Source organism: Vibrio sp. MarTm2, assembly GCF_027587055.1.
Classification (GTDB): domain Bacteria; phylum Pseudomonadota; class Gammaproteobacteria; order Enterobacterales; family Vibrionaceae; genus Vibrio; species Vibrio sinaloensis_D.
The window spans coordinates 62,720-80,709 of record NZ_JAPPTK010000013.1 but is presented as its reverse complement, the minus strand read 5'-3'; the positions used below and the strand labels follow the sequence as shown (position 1 = coordinate 80,709).

General features: G+C 48.0%; 14 protein-coding genes. 11 read left to right on the top strand and 3 right to left on the bottom strand.

Features of this window, described 5'->3' with window-relative positions:
* Positions 1-636: 636 nt before the first annotated feature.
* A complete protein-coding gene (gene uvrD, locus OH458_RS19090) occupies positions 637-2,808 on the bottom strand; it encodes a DNA helicase II (protein ID WP_269979478.1) in 2,172 nt (723 codons plus the stop codon).
* A 269-nt stretch (positions 2,809-3,077) separates the two neighbouring features.
* Between uvrD and OH458_RS19085 the strand changes: the two genes are divergently transcribed.
* The 4 genes from OH458_RS19085 (at position 3,078) to OH458_RS19070 (ending at position 5,504) form a co-directional block, all read left to right on the top strand.
* Positions 3,078-3,338 carry a BufA1 family periplasmic bufferin-type metallophore gene (locus OH458_RS19085; RefSeq protein WP_005475027.1) on the top strand — a complete coding sequence of 87 codons (261 nt, stop codon included), beginning with the start codon at positions 3,078-3,080 and terminating at the stop codon, positions 3,336-3,338.
* 79 nt (positions 3,339-3,417) lie between these two features.
* Positions 3,418-4,281, top strand: coding sequence for an MNIO family bufferin maturase (gene bufB / locus OH458_RS19080; protein WP_269979477.1), 864 nt, complete (start codon positions 3,418-3,420; stop codon positions 4,279-4,281).
* The gene (locus OH458_RS19075; RefSeq protein ID WP_039625522.1) at positions 4,278-5,039 is read left to right on the top strand and encodes an HvfC/BufC N-terminal domain-containing protein; all 762 of its coding nucleotides are present in this window, start codon (positions 4,278-4,280) and stop codon (positions 5,037-5,039) included. Before bufB ends, OH458_RS19075 begins: the two co-directional genes overlap by 4 nt.
* A 9-nt stretch (positions 5,040-5,048) precedes the next feature.
* Positions 5,049-5,504: a DoxX family protein gene (locus OH458_RS19070; protein WP_269979476.1), complete on the top strand. Its 456-nt coding sequence runs from the start codon at positions 5,049-5,051 to the stop codon at positions 5,502-5,504.
* Here the strand turns inward: OH458_RS19070 and OH458_RS19065 are convergent.
* Both OH458_RS19065 and prlC read right to left on the bottom strand, forming a co-directional pair.
* Positions 5,501-5,719: a hypothetical protein gene (locus OH458_RS19065; protein WP_043887271.1), complete on the bottom strand. Its 219-nt coding sequence runs from the start codon at positions 5,717-5,719 to the stop codon at positions 5,501-5,503. The two genes, OH458_RS19070 and OH458_RS19065, sit on opposite strands and share 4 nt — an antisense overlap.
* Before the next feature lie 95 nt (positions 5,720-5,814).
* Entirely contained in the window at positions 5,815-7,857 is a 2,043-nt protein-coding gene (prlC, locus tag OH458_RS19060; protein WP_269979475.1) for an oligopeptidase A, read from the bottom strand.
* A gap of 152 nt (positions 7,858-8,009) precedes the next feature.
* Here prlC and OH458_RS19055 point away from each other — a divergent pair, with 152 nt between their 5' ends.
* The 7 genes from OH458_RS19055 (at position 8,010) to OH458_RS19025 (ending at position 17,976) form a co-directional block, all read left to right on the top strand.
* Positions 8,010-8,849 carry a 23S rRNA (adenine(2030)-N(6))-methyltransferase RlmJ gene (locus tag OH458_RS19055; RefSeq protein ID WP_269979474.1) on the top strand — a complete coding sequence of 280 codons (840 nt, stop codon included), beginning with the start codon at positions 8,010-8,012 and terminating at the stop codon, positions 8,847-8,849.
* 202 nt (positions 8,850-9,051) lie between these two features.
* Positions 9,052-10,407, top strand: a complete 1,356-nt coding sequence (gorA, locus tag OH458_RS19050; RefSeq protein ID WP_038139790.1) for a glutathione-disulfide reductase — start codon at positions 9,052-9,054, stop codon at positions 10,405-10,407.
* A 160-nt stretch (positions 10,408-10,567) separates the two neighbouring features.
* Complete coding sequence (locus tag OH458_RS19045; RefSeq protein ID WP_038192520.1) at positions 10,568-11,893, top strand: serine/threonine protein kinase; 1,326 nt, start codon at positions 10,568-10,570, stop codon at positions 11,891-11,893.
* Position 11,894: 1 nt separating this feature from the next.
* Positions 11,895-13,346 carry a chromosome partitioning protein ParA gene (locus tag OH458_RS19040; RefSeq protein ID WP_269979473.1) on the top strand — a complete coding sequence of 484 codons (1,452 nt, stop codon included), beginning with the start codon at positions 11,895-11,897 and terminating at the stop codon, positions 13,344-13,346.
* Complete coding sequence (locus tag OH458_RS19035; RefSeq protein WP_005475111.1) at positions 13,346-13,921, top strand: ECF-type sigma factor; 576 nt, start codon at positions 13,346-13,348, stop codon at positions 13,919-13,921. The genes OH458_RS19040 and OH458_RS19035 overlap by 1 nt, the downstream gene beginning before the upstream one ends.
* A complete protein-coding gene (locus OH458_RS19030) occupies positions 13,918-15,474 on the top strand; it encodes a hypothetical protein (RefSeq protein WP_269979472.1) in 1,557 nt (518 codons plus the stop codon). The genes OH458_RS19035 and OH458_RS19030 overlap by 4 nt, the downstream gene beginning before the upstream one ends.
* A gap of 192 nt (positions 15,475-15,666) precedes the next feature.
* Complete coding sequence (locus tag OH458_RS19025) at positions 15,667-17,976, top strand: acid phosphatase (protein ID WP_269979471.1); 2,310 nt, start codon at positions 15,667-15,669, stop codon at positions 17,974-17,976.
* Positions 17,977-17,990 lie beyond the last annotated feature (14 nt).

The following is a 17,990-nucleotide window of genomic DNA, read 5'->3' as shown; positions in this document are numbered from 1 at the left end:
CCAAAGGGATTATTAGGAAATCGTTTTCGTCATATTGCTGAAATCTACGACTGGCGTAATATGAACCTTGTCGGAAGGATGCTGACACGGAACAGGAAATTACCACGGATTAGGTAATCTTCAGGAAGAAGATACGGTTGCTTAGGATGAGTAATCGGCACGGATAGCAAATTGGACATTGAACGGACGCAATAGTGACTAGGATGGTTGCTACTAAGGAAGGGAAATGGACACCTCTGGACGAGGCAAGGAACGATCATCAGGATGATGAAAGGGACACCGCTCAGGGAACAAGCGAAGTGAGCTAACGAGGATTGTTAGTGGACCAGGATAGGGTCAAGGACACCGCTAGGATGGCGAGAAAAGGACTAAGCTGAAGGACATCAGCATACTATCAAGGATTTGATGCATGGAGCACTTTTAGTAGCCGGATTGCTGCGAGTAAGACTATAACCCCGATGGGCTCACGCCCTCGGGGTTTTTCTTTACCTTTTATCTGCATAATTGAACTCGTTGCTACGTTAACTTCGCTCGTTCACCCCATCACATAGGTTCCCTATGCTCAGGGGCTTCACTCGCTTGTTGCCTTGCACCAAGCCCAATTCTATTGATAAAAACTCTATAGAGACTGAAAAATTATAAGGTCTCTAACTTAGCGTACGCCGTTACCAGCCATTTGATCCCTTCGCCGTTAAAAGCAACTTGAACTCGGCTTTGCGGGCCACTGCCTTCAAAGTTGATGATGGTACCTTCGCCAAATTTCGGATGCATAACGCGTGAACCCAAACTAAAACCTGTTTCATTGAAGTTCTCTTTCACCACAGTTTGGCTAAAGCGACCCGAACTGGTTGGCCTGCTTACCTGCGCCTTCATACGCACTTCATCCAGACACGTTTCTGGCAACTCACGGATAAAACGTGATGGCTTGTGGTACTTATCTTGACCGTACAAGCGACGCATTTCCGCGTAGGTGATGTAGAGCTTTTCCATTGCACGAGTCATGCCCACATAGCAAAGGCGACGCTCCTCTTCCAAGCGGCCCGCTTCTTCCGCAGACATCTGGCTTGGGAACATCCCCTCTTCGACACCGACCATAAAGACCAATGGAAACTCAAGGCCTTTGGCACTGTGTAGCGTCATCAGTTGGACGGCATCCTCAAACTCATCCGCTTGGCCTTCTCCCGCTTCTAGAGCCGCGTGAGTTAAAAACGCAGTCAATAGCGTCATCTCTTCCGCTTCTTCTGGTTTTTCAAATTGGCGGGTTGCCGTAACCAGCTCTTCCAAGTTCTCAATACGCGCTTTAGACTTTTCACCTTTCTCTTGCTCGTACATGGCGAACAGACCCGAATACTTGATCACGTGGTCGGTTTGTTCATGCAGCGGCATTTCACAGGTGTCATCTTCTAGTGCGTTGACCAATTCAACAAAACGACTCAGGGCACCTGCAGCACGGCCAGCCAGCACTTTATCGTCTAACAGGCGGATGCTCGCTTCCCACATCGTGCAGCCTTGATCTCGGGCGGCAAAGCGAATCGTTTCTAAGGTTTTATCACCCAAGCCACGAGTCGGAGTATTCACAACACGTTCAAACGCTGCGTCGTCGTTGCGATTGGCCATCAAACGCAAGTAACTCAGGGCATCTTTGATTTCTTGACGTTCGAAGAATCGCATTCCGCCATAGATTCGGTAAGGCAACCCCGCTTGGATTAGCGCTTCTTCTAGAACACGTGACTGGGCGTTGTTGCGGTAGAGCATGGCGGCATCATTCAAAGCACCGCCTTTGTCTTGCCACTCTTTCACTTTGTTGACGGCAAAGCGTGCTTCATCAAGCTCGTTGTAAGCCGAATAAACCGAAATAGGCTCACCTTCCGCTCCTTCAGTCCACAGCTCTTTACCCATACGCTCAGTGTTATTGGCGATCAGGGCATTCGATGCTTCAAGGATGGTTTTGGTTGAGCGGTAGTTTTGCTCCAAACGAATGGTATTCACGCTTGGAAACTCTAAGGTGAACTTCTCGATGTTTTCGATTTTAGCACCACGCCAACCATAGATAGATTGGTCGTCATCCCCAACAATCATTACATGAGAATCTGGCCCTGCCATCATACGCAACCAAGCATATTGGATGTTGTTGGTATCTTGGAATTCGTCAACCAGAATGTGCTTAAAGCGCGCTTGGTAATGCTCACGAATGTGCTTTTTATCGCGCAGAAGTTCATGGGCACGAAGTAGAATTTCGGCAAAATCGACTAAGCCAGCACGATCGCACGCTTCTTGATACGCGGTATACAGTTGGAGATAAGTTTTGGTGATTGGATCGCCATAGGCATCAATGTGATTCGGGCGAAGACCTTCATCTTTTTTGCCGTTAATCCACCAGCTGACCTGGCGTGCTGGCCACTGTTTCTCATCCAGATTTTGTGCCTTAATCAAGCGGCGCAGTAAGCGTTGCTGATCGTCACTGTCGATGATCTGGAAGTCTTCTGGCAGCTTGGCATCAAGATAGTGAGCGCGAAGGATTCGATGGCAAATACCATGGAAAGTCCCGTTCCACATCCCAGAGGCACTGCCCATCATTAACTCTTCAATACGACCACGCATTTCTGCCGCGGCCTTGTTGGTAAAGGTCACCGACATGATAGAAAACGGTGATGCCTGCTCAACCGACATTAACCAAGCAATGCGGTGCACTAGGACTCGTGTCTTACCACTTCCCGCACCAGCAAGGACAAGTAAGTTTTCTAGAGGGGCGGCAACGGCTTCACGCTGTTTATCGTTCAGACCATCGAGGAGTAATGAAGGATCCATTCTGTGCTCAGCTACTGGTTATCTATACATGAAAAGTGATTATAACCTAAACAGCCCCCGCATTTCAGAACAAAAACAAGAAAAATTTACGCCACTAAAATCGATATAAATCAACCACTTAAATAAAAATAAAAAATGGATCAGTGGTTTTCGATAAATTTTTTGAAAGTTTTTTCATCCCCTTTCTATCTTGTTTAGTAAGCAAGTTGCTGGAAAAACAACCGCCACTTGCCCACATAAGTAAAGGAATTAAGTCTGAGGATAATACAATGAAAAAATCGAATCTTGCTGTTACTGCTGCTGTTACAGGTTTACTGGCTCTAGGTGGTTCAATGTTAACTGCAGCCCCTGCGCTAGCGGCAGAAAAAGAGAAATGCTACGGCGTCTCTAAAGCGGGTAAAAATGACTGTGCAACCAAAACCAGTTCATGTGCGGGTACTGCAAAAGAAGACAATCAAACTGACGCGTTTGTGGTTGTCCCTAAAGGACTGTGTGGCAAGTTGACGGGCGGCAGCACTCAATCTTCATAACACCTATTGTCTGTCCGTAAGGTAAACGGTTTAGGCTCAACAAGCCGTTTACCTTCCCCCACTCGCCAAGGATTCGCCCGTGAAAAATCATAACTATCACAACCATATTGGTGTGGGGTTGCGAACGCCACACTTGGATTATTTTACCCACCAGAAGCCTGCGCTCTCTTGGTTAGAAATCCACAGCGAAAACTACTTTCGTCCTTACTCAGCCGCTCGCCAACAACTGCGCCAAATCGCCCAAGACTACCAAATTAGCTGTCATGGGATTGGTTTATCTTTAGGCAGTGTTGCTCGGGTAGATCAAACACACCTTCAACAACTCAAAAGCTTAGTCGACGAGTTAGAGCCGTTTCTTGTCTCTGACCATTTAAGCTGGAGTGAAAACGGCGGTCACCACTTCAATGACCTGCTGCCACTTCCCTACACCGTTGAAGCGCTAGACATTTTTTGTCGTAACGTCGCGGAAGTACAAGACCACTTACAACGCCCAATCCTGATAGAGAATCCGTCAAGCTACGTTAAGTTTGCCCATTCCACCATTCCTGAATGGGAGTTTCTTGCTGAGGTTCAACGTCGCACTGATTGTCGACTTCTATTGGATTTAAACAATATTCACGTTTCCGCTTTCAATCACGGCTTCGATACCCAGACGTATTTGGATGCGATTCCGGCTGAGCACGTGGATGAAATTCACTTGGCAGGATTCACCATCAAACAGCTAGAGAAAGGTGAAGTCTGGATTGATACCCATAGCCAACCAGTCAGTGACGAAGTTTGGCAACTCTACACACAATGGCTATCGCAACACGGTTCTCGCCATACGCTCATCGAATGGGATCTCGATATTCCGCAGCCTGAGGTTTTGCTCGCGGAAGCTGGCAAAGCGAATGATTATCTGCACCAGCATCTTGAAGAAAGTCAGCCAGGGAGAGCGTCATGACTCTTTCCCTAGCCCAGTTACAACATCAATTTGCCAAGGCGCTGCACTACCAAGCAACCGGTGAAGAGTGTGAGATAGTCAGCGACCACTTTACCGCTGATGAACGTATGCAGATTTATCGCAACAACTTCATCATTGGCTTGAGTGAAGTTCTTGAGGCGACGTACCCCATGGTTTGCGCTTTGGTTGGCGAAGAGTGTTTTGGCCAATTAGCCCGTCAGCATGTGCTTGCCCACCCATTGCAAGTCGGGGATGTCAGTGACTACGGAGAGCATTTTTCGCACACTATCGAGCGCTTCCCTGCGGTTGTTGAAGCTGCGCCTTATGCCGCCGATGTCGCCCGTTTCGAATGGTGTATCGATATGGCTCAGCAGCAACAAGGCAATGTATCTGCGCCAGACACTCTATTGCCTTTAGCCAAGTTAGCCGAGGTAGAGCCGATGCAGCAAACCTCAATTCATCTACATTTGTGGCCAGGTGTGATGCCATTTCAATCCCAATATGCGCTATTTGCGCTAAAAACGGCCATTGAGAGCAATCAGTTTGATGATTTGGTTTTAGATAAGCCTCAACAGGGCGTGATCTGCTGCTCCCAACAGGGTGAAGTGTGGATGCAGCCTCTCGACGATGAGGCTTTTGAACTGCTGCAACACCTGCATTCTGGTCGCACCTTGGGTGAGATACCACCTCATACACTTCAACACCTAAATTATTTTGTCGAAAGCAACGTGGTTGCTGGATTTTCGCTCGCTCGGTAAGGGGACACGATGTCTGAATCTATAAAAAACATGCTCAATCACTACGATGCGCTGATCGAAAAATCGCAGGCGGTTGTGGTGCCATTACTTTTGCTTTTTTGTCGAGTGTGGGTCGCTTGGGTCTTTTTCAATGCGGGCTTAACCAAAATATCGACATGGGATAGCACACTGTTTTTATTTGAATATGAATACCAGGTTCCGCTACTATCTTGGCAACTGGCGGCTTATTTGGGAACGGGTGCTGAGCTTATCTTGCCTATCTTTGTTGCGATGGGCTTGTTGACAAGACCCACTGCAGCGATGCTATTTGCGTTCAACATTATTGCCGTCGTCTCTTACCCGGTATTATGGGAGCAAGGCTTTTATGACCACCAACTATGGGGATTAATGATCCTAATCGTTGTGGTATGGGGACCAGGACCACTATCCGTTGATAAGTTATTGCGTGGAAAGCTGGCTGGTTAGTTACCGTCGTTCAAGTCTTCTTTGACTGAATTCACGGCATCACGTGAGGCATGGCCAATCGCTTTGGTGGTGTCTCGCGTTGCATGACCAATGGTTGTCGCAGCATCACGAGTCGCATGACCAATTTCCGTACCTGCTTGCTTTAACTCCGCACAACCAGATGCACCTAGTAGTACTAATGCGCTCAATACAAACATCTTACCTAGTTTCAGCATATGACCTCCTTGCGTACTAAGGTGATTATCATATCAATAAAAAACGCCCCTGACTCAATGAATCAGGGGCGTTTTATGATTGCGACTAAAACAAATTAAGCGCTGATACCCGAGTGGCGTAATAGCGCATCAATTTGAGGCTCACGACCACGGAAGCGTTTAAACAGCTCCATTGGCTCTTCACTGCCACCCATTTCAAGGATGTTGTTTAAGAAGCTTTGACCGGTTTCCGCGTTGAAGATGCCTTCTTCTTCAAAACGTGAGAAAGCATCCGACGACAACACTTCCGCCCATAGGTAGCTGTAGTAACCCGCGCTGTAACCACCAGCAAAAATATGGCTAAAGCTATGCGAGAAACGGTTCCACTCTAAGCTTGGCAACACCGCCACTTTCGACTTCACTTCAGCTAGGGTTTCTAGGACACGTGGTCCTACTTCCGGGTCAAATTCCGTGTGCAGCGTGAAGTCAAACAAGCCAAATTCTAACTGGCGCAAAATAAACATCGCTGATTGGAAGTTCTTCGCCGCCAGCATCTTATCCAGCATTTCTTTTGGCAGTGGCTCACCCGTTTCAAAGTGACCCGAGATAAACGCCAGCGCTTCTTCTTCCCAGCACCAGTTTTCTAGGAACTGGCTTGGTAGTTCAACCGCGTCCCACGGCACACCGTTGATGCCCGATACCGCACCGGTATCCACTTGCGTCAACATATGGTGAATACCATGACCAAACTCGTGGAATAGCGTCACCACTTCGTCATGGGTGAACAGCGCAGGCTTGTCTCCCACTGGGCGGTTAAAGTTACACGTCAGATACGCCACAGGCGATTGCAGCTCACCTTGAGCATTGATACGACGCACTCGACACTCATCCATCCACGCGCCACCGCGTTTATGTTCACGAGCATACAAGTCTAGGTAGAAACTGCCACGCAAGTTGTTGTCAGTATCGAAAATATCGAAAAAGCGCACTGACTCATGCCAAGTATCCACGCCTTCACGCTCTTGAACCGTCATGCCGAAGACACGTTTTAGCACTTCAAACAGACCGCTCACGGCTTTCGACTCAGGGAAGTAAGGACGCAGCTCTTCATCCGAGATTTGGAACAGGTGCTGCTTTTGTTTTTCGCTGTAGTAAGCGATGTCCCACAAGTTCAGCTCTTCAACACCGAACTCTGCTTTGGCGAATTGGCGCAGCTCTTCTACCTCACGCTCGCCTTGCGGTTTCGCTTTGCTCGCCAAATCATTTAAGAAACCGAGTACTTGAGAGGTATTCTCTGCCATTTTGGTTGCTAGAGACTTCTCGCTGTAGGTATTAAAACCAAGCATACGAGCAATCTCATGGCGCAGCTTGAGCTGTTCATTGATGATTTCTGTGTTGTCCCACTCACCTGCTTTCGGACCTCGATCCGACGCACGAGTCACGTACGCTTCATACAACTCTTTACGTAACTCTTGGTTATCACAGTACGTCATCACGGGTAGGTAAGACGGGATATCTAACGTGAGTAAATAGCCCTCAAGCTCTTTGGTTTCTGCCGCGGCTTTGGCTGCCGCTAGCGCTGACTCTGGCATACCCGCGAGCTCTTTCTCATCTGCAACATGCTTAGTCCAACCCATAGTGGCATCTAATACATTGTTAGAGAATTTAGAACCTAGCTCAGACATACGTTTGCTGATCTCACCATAACGGTGCTGCTCATCCGCAGGCAAGCCTATGCCCGACAGTTCAAAGTCGCGTAGCGAATCAGTAATGGTTTTCTGCTGCGCTTGGCTCAGTTTTGCAAACGCATCGCTCGCTTTGATCGCTTTGTACGCTTCGAACAGTCCTTTGTGCTGACCAACCCAAGTACCGTACTCAGAAAGTAATGGCAGGCAGCTTTCGTATGCTTCACGCAGCTCATCACTGTTGACCACTGAATTCATGTGGCTCACCGGAGACCAAATACGACTTAAGTGATCATCCACCTCTTCGACAGGCGCCACAACGTTCTCCCAGCTTGGCGCGGTATTGTTTTCCAGTACCGAGTCAATTTTAGCGCGACACGCCTCGATAGCTTGCTCTACCGCAGGCTTAACGTGCTCAGGCTTGATCTGTGAAAACGGGGGAAGATCCGTGAAAGTCAGTAATGGGTTAGACATAAAGCATTCCTTTTGATTCAAAGACGTTCTTCAGCGACATCTTTTATTTCTGTTAGATACTAAATATAGGTAGGTTCAGCAATTTTCAATAGTAACGTATACTAAGAGCCATCATTCATCATGCTCGTTGCACCTATTCTGAGAGAAATATTTTGTTAAGTTACCGCCACAGTTTTCACGCAGGCAACCACGCTGACGTGATTAAGCATATTGTTCAAAGCCTTATCTTGGATTCTCTAAAGCAAAAAGATAAGCCTTTTGTTTACCATGACACGCACTCTGGCGTTGGTCGCTACGATTTGACTCACGAATGGTCAGAGAAAACCGGTGAATACAAACAAGGCATTGCCCGCGTGTGGGACCAAAAAGCGATTCCTGCTGAGATTCAGGGCTACCTTGACGCCATCAAAACACTCAACAACGGTGACACTCTACGCTACTACCCTGGCTCACCACGAGTCGCACGCGCGCAAATTCGCCCGCAAGATCGCATGGTTCTAACCGAACTGCACCCTGCTGATCACCCATTGCTTGAACAAGAGTTCCATCGTGATCGCCAAGTAGCCATCTATAAAGAAGATGGATTCAAGCGCCTAAAAGCGAGCTTGCCACCGCAAGAACGCCGTGGTTTGGTGTTGATTGACCCACCTTACGAACTAGCAAAAGAGTATCGCGATGTGGTGCAAGCGATCTTCCAAAGCTACAAACGCTGGGCAACAGGCATTTATGCGATTTGGTACCCAGTGGTCAACCGCTGTGATATCGAAGACATGATTGAAGGCTTGGAAGGGTTGGGTATTCGCAAAATTCTACAAATCGAACTTGGCGTTGCCCCAGACACCAACGAACGTGGCATGACGGCATCGGGCATGATAGTGATCAACCCACCGTGGAAACTAGAAAGCCAAATGAAAGAAATTTTGCCATTTTTGAAGGAAGCGATTGCACCTGCAACCGGTCACTTCAAAGTGGAATGGATTGTTCCGGAATAATCGATTTCTAGACGGCAGGGCCAAAACGCTCTGCTTTATCGCTAAATGTCATAACGACACGCACTTTTTCCCATTGGGAAATCGATGATGGTCGATTTATGATAAGAGATAAGGACAGCTATGTGCTGCGATTGAGTTTCAGACTCCTCGCCCCAATGTCATTGGCATAGCAATCAATAATTCAAAAAGCTCGGAGAAAGTAATGGCGACTCATTTTGATTACATCTGTATCGGCGGCGGCTCAGGCGGCATCGCATCAGCAAACCGCGCGGCGATGTACGGCGCGAAAGTAGCCCTAATCGAAGCTCAAGACCTTGGCGGTACCTGTGTCAATGTAGGCTGTGTACCGAAGAAAGTGATGTGGCACGGCGCTCAAATTGCAGATGCAATGAATCTATACGCTGAAGACTACGGCTTCGATATCGATGTAAAAGGCTTCGACTGGAGCAAACTGGTAGAAAGTCGCCAAGCGTACATTGGTCGTATTCACCAATCTTACGACCGCGTACTTGGCAACAACAAAGTCAACGTCATCAAAGGCTTTGCTAAGTTTGTTGATGAGAAAACGGTGGAAGTGAATGGTGAACACTACACCGCCGATCATATCCTGATTGCTGTTGGCGGTCGTCCAACTATTCCGAACATTCCAGGTGCGGAATACGGCATCGACTCTAACGGCTTCTTCGAGCTAAACGAGCAACCAAAACGCGTTGCCGTGATCGGCGCAGGTTACATTGCGGTAGAAATCGCTGGTGTACTGAACGCACTGGGCACGGAAACTCACCTGTTTGTGCGTAAAGAATCTCCACTACGTAGCTTTGACCCAATGATCATTGAAACGCTAGTTGAGGTAATGGACGCAGAAGGCCCTAAGCTGCACACGCATTCGATTCCAAAAGAGATCGTAAAAGAAGCAGATGGTAGCCTAACTCTTCACCTAGAAAACGGTAACACGCAAAACGTTGACCAACTGATCTGGGCAATCGGCCGTCACCCTGCCACTGATGCTATCAACCTTGCATCTACTGGCGTTGAAACCAATGACCGTGGTTACATCAAGGTAAATGAATACCAAGAGACCAACGTCAAAGGCATCTACTGTGTCGGTGACATCATGGAAGGCGGTATCGAGCTGACGCCAGTTGCGGTTAAAGCCGGTCGCCAACTTTCAGAGCGTCTGTTCAACGGCAAAACCAATGCGAAAATGGACTACAACCTAGTGCCAACTGTTGTGTTTAGCCACCCACCAATCGGCACGATTGGTCTAACAACACAAGAAGCGGAAGAGAAGTACGGCAAAGACAACGTGAAAGTGTACACGTCTGGCTTTACCGCAATGTACACCGCCGTCACTAAGCACCGTCAGCCATGTAAGATGAAACTGGTTTGTGCGGGCGAAGAAGAGACAGTTGTTGGTCTACACGGCATCGGTTTCACCGTTGATGAGATGATTCAAGGCTTCGGCGTAGCAATGAAGATGGGCGCAACCAAAGCAGACTTCGACTCTGTGGTGGCAATTCACCCAACGGGCTCTGAAGAGTTCGTTACCATGCGCTAAGCAACAAATTAATGTCATAAAGCAGCCTCATGGCTGCTTTTTTATTATGAGATTTATCAAATAAGGCGCAAGTATTCTCAAATTCGATAAATTTAGTAAGAAAGACACCCGGTTTTTCTATAGACTGTGCCGATAAAAATGAAATATAAACTGACGTTCAGTGAAGCTAGATTCAAGTAAAACCGATGTGTATTACTTGCTGTTGGATTTAGATGACCAGCAAAAAAGAGAAGCGCTAGACAAACTCCAAAAGCACCAACCCGAACTGTATCAACAAGTTGCCCCACTAGTTGCGGCTGAAAGCTCTGATCATCTTGATCAGTTGTTTCAGTTCACTTTTGAGCATAGTGCCTCTTCGCAAGTAGACTATACCGATCAACAAATCGACAAATACCACATTCTCCATGAGCTCGGCCGTGGAGGAATGGGCGTGGTTTATGCTGCCTGTCGTGCTGATAAAGCCTTTGAGCAGAAGCTCGCCATCAAACTCCTGCAATCCGATTTAGCTCAAGTGTTCGACAATCGAGCGCTATTTGGTGAAGCGCAACTGCTGGCGAAGCTCAATCACCCTAATATTGCCAAAGTCTTCGATGGCGGAATCCACAATGGCGAAGTCTACATTGTGATGGAACATGTCGAAGGCACATCGCTCGATACATTTCTTAGTCAACATGCTCTTTCTTTGACACAAAAACTCAACCTGTTTGGTCAAGTATGCAGCGCGCTGGAGTACTCCCACCACCAAGGCATTGTTCACGGCGATATTAAGCCCGAGAACATTCTGGTTGATGAGTATCAACACATCAAACTGATTGATTTCAATCTCACCCAAAAAGCGAATGTCTCATTGGGTTACTCTGAATGTTTAACCGCATTTAGCAAAGCGTTCGCCAGCCCAGAGCAACAGCAAGGCAAACCGGTGACCGCCAGCAGCGACATTTATGCACTCGGTAAATTACTGATGTGGCTATGCCCTCATCAAGCCCGTTTTTCCGACCTAGGCATGATTCAGCAGCGCGCCACAGAACACCATAGCGCCAAGCGTTTTGGCTCGGTTACAACGCTCAAACAAGACATCGAAGCCCTGCTTGAGAAAAGACCTATCTCACTCAAACGTCACGTGCCGTTTTATCGCAGCTTGCGCTTGTTTCAACGCAACCCAGTGATCAGTTCTTTGTGCCTATTGCTGATCGGTTTAGGCGGCTACTTCTCGTCTTCTCTTGCGTATAAAAATCAGCAACTGGAACACGAAAAGCGCATCGCTGAGAACATGATCTTTGAGGTTTCCAGCATGATGTTTCATTCCAAAAGCCAAGCCGCGCAACAAATGCCGCTCCCGTCGTTTCTGGACCTCACGCGTCGCCGGATTCTAGCCAATCCCGACATGCCCAAACACATCAAGCAAAAGTTACTTCTCGTGATGATGACGCCAATCGAAGAGAAAGCGGCGTCGCCTTCCTCAACAGACAAGGACAAAGTCAAATAAAATGCGCACCTCAACACTTTTAACCAGCGTATTGCTAATGAGTGTGTCAGCAATGAGCCTTGCCCAACCTGACAACATTCAAACAGGGTTCTTTATTGATGCGCCTGTGACGGGCTTACACTACCAAACTAGCTCGCAGCTCTCTGGACTAACCGAGAAAGGCGCATTCCAGTATCGCCCCGGTGATGTGATCAGTTTCTATCTTGGTGACAACAACCGCCGTTACTTGCTCTCTACCGTGTCGGCTCAAGAAGTCATTACACCAACATCCATATCAACCAAGCCCAGTCGCAGTATCAATATCACCCGACTGCTGCTCTCGTTAGACAGCACGCCGGATAATCGTAAAGAGATTCTGCTGCTTGATTCGCAGCTCAGCAATCGTGAGTTTCAAGACAACCTAAGAACACTAGATTTAAACCAGTTGGTAGAAGCCGACTTACAACGGCTCACCCAATCACAGCCCGCGTCTGTCAGCGACGCTGTCGAGCACCTCAACGAGAGCAATGTCTACATTCGTGACCATTTTCAGTCAGAGGCGATTGTGTTTGAGCCACTTAACCTCGAACTGCAAAACGTTATCGTCAAACAGCGTGATGGCAATGGCCGCTTATGTGCCTATGATGTGAGGCTCAAAAACCACCCTCACTATCGCCCGCCGATTGGTAGCTTGACCTATCGCATCACCGCCGACTCGGTGATCGAATACCCGAGCCTTGGTGACCACTTCAATGGCTGTCAGCTTCAGCCAAGTGAACGTCAGCACACTATCACTACCCCCATCGAACACTATCCTGATGACTTTGGCACCTTCCATTGCGCGAACCGGGGCTGTACTCGCAATGACCTTAATGGCTTTGCTATTGATGACTTCAATGACGAAGGGGATTGGAAATACCGCTCGTTGGCGATCAATTTCGACCCGACCACTCAGCTATTGATGGAAAAATCTCAAGGTCTTGGACAAACCGACAAGGTCACTCGACCGAATAAAGGTGAGATGCTGTGGTTTACCTACCCGAAACACCAATATACCCAAATCGACTATCAAGGCGTATGGCAACAAACCACCTACCACCAAGGTGAGCTTCAAGAAACCTGCCTTCTAATCGAACAGAGTCGTATCAAGCAAAGCAAGCTCATTGACGGTCAATGCCCAACACAGGCGCGCGACTACGCAGAGGATGTCACTCATGCCTATGGCGATATGTGGTGGGTCTCGCCGGAGTCGCCAACCGCATCAATCGAACAGCTCAATTTAATTGTCCGCTGGTATCAACCCAAACAACCAAAGCCTCGTTACACCACTTGGGAATATCTACCCGCTGGAAAATCGTGGGACAAGGGTGTTCTGTACCGCTACCAACAAAATCTCACTCGCAGTGCGCAAGGTGATGAACAGCTAGACACCTACTCCATCTCTGAATTTGTAAAAGTGCAGGAGACCATTTAGTGACGACCAAGCATTCACTGACTGAAATCATCCAACTGTGGCAAGCGGGTGACAAACAGGCAGAAAATAAACTCTATCAATTTGCGTATTTGCAGTTGAGGAAAATTGCTCAGCAAGAGCGAGCACGCAGCGCAGAAAAATATGGCGATGAAAACCAAGTACTCGCCGATAGTGTCAACAGCACTACCGCGTTGATCCATGAAGCCTACTTGAAGATGTCGACCGCCGACCTCAGCGACGTACAATCTCAACGCGAGTTCTACCTGATGGCCGCGAAGATTATGCGTCAGATATTGATCGATAACTCGCGGGCGCATCAAGCACAAAAGCGTCAGCAGCAAGCTGAAGAGCAAGACTGCCAACAGCATAAATTCGAGCAACTGTTTATCCTTGACCGCGCGTTAGACAGTTTCAGCGTCCGCTATCCGAGGCAATCCAATGCGCTCAAGCTCAAATATTTGATGGGACTAAAAAACCAAGAAATTAGCCAACTGCTTGAGTGCAGTAATAGCCTGATAGAAAAGGACCTTAAGTTCTCTCGCAGCTGGCTACAGGCGAGAATGACACTGTCATGAAAAAACGCGTTACCGCCGCTATTGTCACGCTTGGCGCATTCATTGGCTGGTGTGTGTTCCCCCTTCAAGTGAGTACACACACTGCCCCTGACGAAATCAAACCTCGCCGCCAAGTGTTAACCCTAACGCCCACTCCTTCGGCCACGGCAAAAGACCAAGTGAAAGGACCACGCGCCGTTGAAGTGGTTAAGCAACCTAGCCCTAGCGCGGCATCGGAAAGTACGCCACCGGACGAACCAGCGAAAGCGCCACAGGTAGAACGTCAAGACGAGCAATTGCCACTCGAGGAGTCCGTCGAGCCAACCACTAGCACTCTGATTACTCGCGACACGCAAGTTCACATGGCAAGCCGTGAAAACTCGCCCCCATTTATCGTCGAAGAGGAGTACCAACGGCTTCTCACTCTTATCAATCAATGGCCGCTTACTGTGGGGGAGCCTGCCCAGCTGAAGGTCAATATCAGTAACTTGTTTGATGACCCAGACAACGATCTGCTTGCCACTCGCATCTCCTTGAACCTCGCGGGGATGAGCCTGAGCGGAGGTCCGATACTCACCATCAGTGGCACCCCCGCCTCTACATCCAACCCGTCACTGACAATCTCCGTCCGAGAGAGTGCTCAGTTTGAAGAGAACTGGATAAGCGCTCGGTTTGCACTGCCACTGCATGATCGTTTGGCCCATGCTCAACATCCGCTAGAAGGCGATATCCTATATCGACTTGAAACGACGCATGAGTTGAATGGGCAATTTACCCTCTACGAAGTGGTTTATTGCCAAGCGTTTCAATTTACCCAGCAAGAGGTCTACTTTGCGGCATCAAACAATAAAACGTCATGCCCGACAGAGTCTCAGCTACAGAAAATTGGCAGTTATTACCTAGACGAAGACAAGCTCATCATGGCTAGCCAACTTTCCAGTCTTGATGCAGACCAAATATGGACACTCAAACATCAGTACTCATCCAACGTATCGCCAGAGGTAAGTAACTATTTGGTGGCCGTTGATAATGGTCGAAAGTTTGAAAGCTACACCATGCAAAAATCACGCGCCGAAATGGAAAGAAGGCTCACAGCGGTAACGGGGCAAAAGCAGTTTCAATTGACCAAATTTGACTACCTACTGCCACTTCCGGATGACCAATACCTGCCTATTGAGGTGGGTAATTATCTTTATGATTACGGCCATCAAGTGGTGGGGCCAAACAGTGAAACCGTCGACTCAGATCTGAATCTCGTCGCGCCACAGCACAACCTAAGCTGCGCTCAAATTGCCAAGTGGTATCAAATGGATGTGGTGGGTGGTCTAGGTGAGTATGGTATCGACATCATTTCATCGTCTGACCGCACCATTCCAGACCACAATGTGGAGTGCGTTGAGTTTCAAAGTAATAGTGTGACAGGCCGAATCTCTATCGCCTTTGATGGCGCTTACACGCCGTACGACAAGTTCGCGGAAGGGGAAATATACAGCTATATTCTCAGACCTTATCCGCAGTACGCTGAACGGTTAGAAGAACTTAAAATCAATATGATTTATCGTTCAACCCCTTAGCTCCCCCTTCTGCAAAAAATTGAGTAAAAAAACCTAAATTAAATTACGGTTTTTGCTCTGCTTTTCGTGTCTTGAGTTTATTAAGTAGAGATTATAAAAAGTGACTAATTTATCAGCGAACTAAACTTTTGGCTTAGAACTTGGTTCGCTGAGTACAAACAAGCAGCTTAACCAAGCAAGGAACAATTCAGAATGAAAAAGATCAGTTTACTGGCAACATCAGTGGCAATCGCACTTACCGGTTGTGGCGGCGGTTCGGGTGGCAGTGGCGATGATAACGTTGCACGTCAAGGTGTGGTGCTTACAGGCTTTGATGGTTACTTCAAAAATGCCGTGGTGTTTATCGATAACAACCAAAATGGCAGCTGGGAGCCAAGCACCGATAGCTTCTTGGGCCTGACAAACAGCAAAGGCCAGTTGGATGTTGGTGAGACCAAGCCTGAAGGCACGTTGGCGATTCAAACCCTGACACCGGGTGGCACAGCGCAAGGTAAACTGATCGCGATTGACTCAGAGAAGTATGCTGGCATTTACACGGTTGATATGGACCTACCAGGCCAACCAATGGAGCATGAGTTAGTGTTCCGCGCGCCAAACTCCTCAAACGTGATCTCTCCTATCACCGATCTTGTCGCCATTGAGGTAAGCAAGGGTAAAACCATCGAACAGGCGGAAGCCGCGGTTGCCCAAGCACTTACAGGTGACGCATCGGGTGACCTCGACCTCTACTCAGACTACGTGGAAGGGGCGAAAGCTGACTCAAAGCTGCACAAAACTGCGCAAATTCTAACTGAAACAAAAGCCGCAAACCCAAGCACCTACCACGATGCTGCCACAGCAATTGCTAAAGAAGCGGACAAAGCCGTTGAAGCCATCGCACAGAGCAATCCTGAACTGCTTGATGAAGACAGCTTCAAGCCCGTTGTCCCAGTCGATACTGATGGTAACGTCACGGAAATTCCATCAGGTGAGATTGAAAACCCAAGCTATAAAACCACCGTCAACGACGATGTCTACGACGCGGTGCAAGAAGCGCTAGATGATGTCGAACTCGAATTAGGCATGCAAGGTGCGAGCAACTATCTTGTTCAATTGGACCTGAAAGGCCTATTTGAAGATAAAGACGTTGACGAAATCGATCTCGGCTTAATTAAAGTTGACGACACCGCACTTGCGGGTAGCAATATCAAAGCGGTCTATGACTACGACAACAACAAACTCAACATTGGTGTTAGCCAAAGTGACAAGATTACCAAAGCGGGTGAGTTTGAAATCATCGTCATGATCGGTAACTCAGACGACACCAATTACACGCCTGCCTATTTCACTCTCGAAGTGGATGAAGGCGATGTTACGGAGCCTACCTACTCAGACGACGCTCTAGCAGGCCTTCAGGACGGTGTGGACCTTTGGGAACTGATCGAAGGTAAAGATCTGGGTGAAGGTTACACCGTTGACTTCACCAACCTATTTATTGGCGACAATCTAACCTTAACCTTCTCTTCAAACGCGACAACTAACGGCCTTATCTTCGACAACATGGGCTCTGGGGTGATTGGCGTTCAAGGTAAACCTGTTCGCTCTGAAGAAGACGATGACACCGACTACACCATCAAACTGACTGCAACAGACGAGCTTGGCTTGTCGACCACTGTGGAACTCGAGCTACCGGATGTTCAGCAAGCAGCAACACCAGAGCCTGGTCCATTGCATCCGTTGGAAGGTAAAACGTTGTACTTTATCGAGACACCAGAAGGCGACGATGAGGTTCAGCTAAATTACTGTGAAACCTTCTATTTGGAAAACGGTAAAGTCTACTTCGGCAGTGAGTCTTATACTGGCGATGTCACCAAGAGCTGTGCTCCTGTGGCGGAAAACGCAAGCGCAACCTACACCATTGAAGGGGACGTGATCACCATCGTCGAAGACCATTATGATCCGATGACGCTAGAGATTGCGCATACTTCAGCATTGGGTGACAACACTCGTTACATTGTAAACAGTGTCGAACTAGATACAGGTGATGATGACTACTACTCCGCATTTGAAGCGCTGACGAACAAAGCGGATGCAGAAGGTCGACTAAGTACTCTCTCGACAGGTTCATGGGAAAATACTGCTCAATTAACCACACTCTTCATTAATGGAGATTACGTCGAGCTGTACATCACTCCGCAAATGCGTAACGAAGAAGATGGCGGAAATGACGGGATTGCAGATGCCGATCTATTCATTGATAACCCAAATGGTGATATCACTTGTTCAGATATGCAAAACTCGTTTGATGGCGGTTTCTTTGGTGACCAACGCGCAAGCTTTAATGAAGGCTTCAATTGCTGGACACAGACTGAAGACGGTAAGGAATACGTAAGCTTAGACTTTGACTACAGCAATGAGTTTACCAACCCAAGCACTCATCGCATCCACCTAATGGGCCTTACTGATCAAGTACCTTCCTTCAATATGAACATTCAGTATGTCGGTGATAGTGCTTACGACTAAATCAAGCGCCTATC

Bases quoted from the DNA above. Each gene is read 5' to 3' on its own strand.
- uvrD (WP_269979478.1), bottom strand. From the start codon at position 2,808: ATGGATCCTTCATTACTCCTCGATGGTCTGAACGATAAACAGCGTGAA.
- OH458_RS19085 (WP_005475027.1), top strand. From the start codon at position 3,078: ATGAAAAAATCGAATCTTGCTGTTACTGCTGCTGTTACAGGTTTACTG.
- OH458_RS19075 (WP_039625522.1), top strand. From the start codon at position 4,278: ATGACTCTTTCCCTAGCCCAGTTACAACATCAATTTGCCAAGGCGCTG.
- OH458_RS19070 (WP_269979476.1), top strand. From the start codon at position 5,049: ATGTCTGAATCTATAAAAAACATGCTCAATCACTACGATGCGCTGATC.
- OH458_RS19065 (WP_043887271.1), bottom strand. From the start codon at position 5,719: ATGCTGAAACTAGGTAAGATGTTTGTATTGAGCGCATTAGTACTACTA.
- prlC (WP_269979475.1), bottom strand. From the start codon at position 7,857: ATGTCTAACCCATTACTGACTTTCACGGATCTTCCCCCGTTTTCACAG.
- gorA (WP_038139790.1), top strand. From the start codon at position 9,052: ATGGCGACTCATTTTGATTACATCTGTATCGGCGGCGGCTCAGGCGGC.
- OH458_RS19040 (WP_269979473.1), top strand. From the start codon at position 11,895: ATGCGCACCTCAACACTTTTAACCAGCGTATTGCTAATGAGTGTGTCA.
- OH458_RS19030 (WP_269979472.1), top strand. From the start codon at position 13,918: ATGAAAAAACGCGTTACCGCCGCTATTGTCACGCTTGGCGCATTCATT.
- OH458_RS19025 (WP_269979471.1), top strand. From the start codon at position 15,667: ATGAAAAAGATCAGTTTACTGGCAACATCAGTGGCAATCGCACTTACC.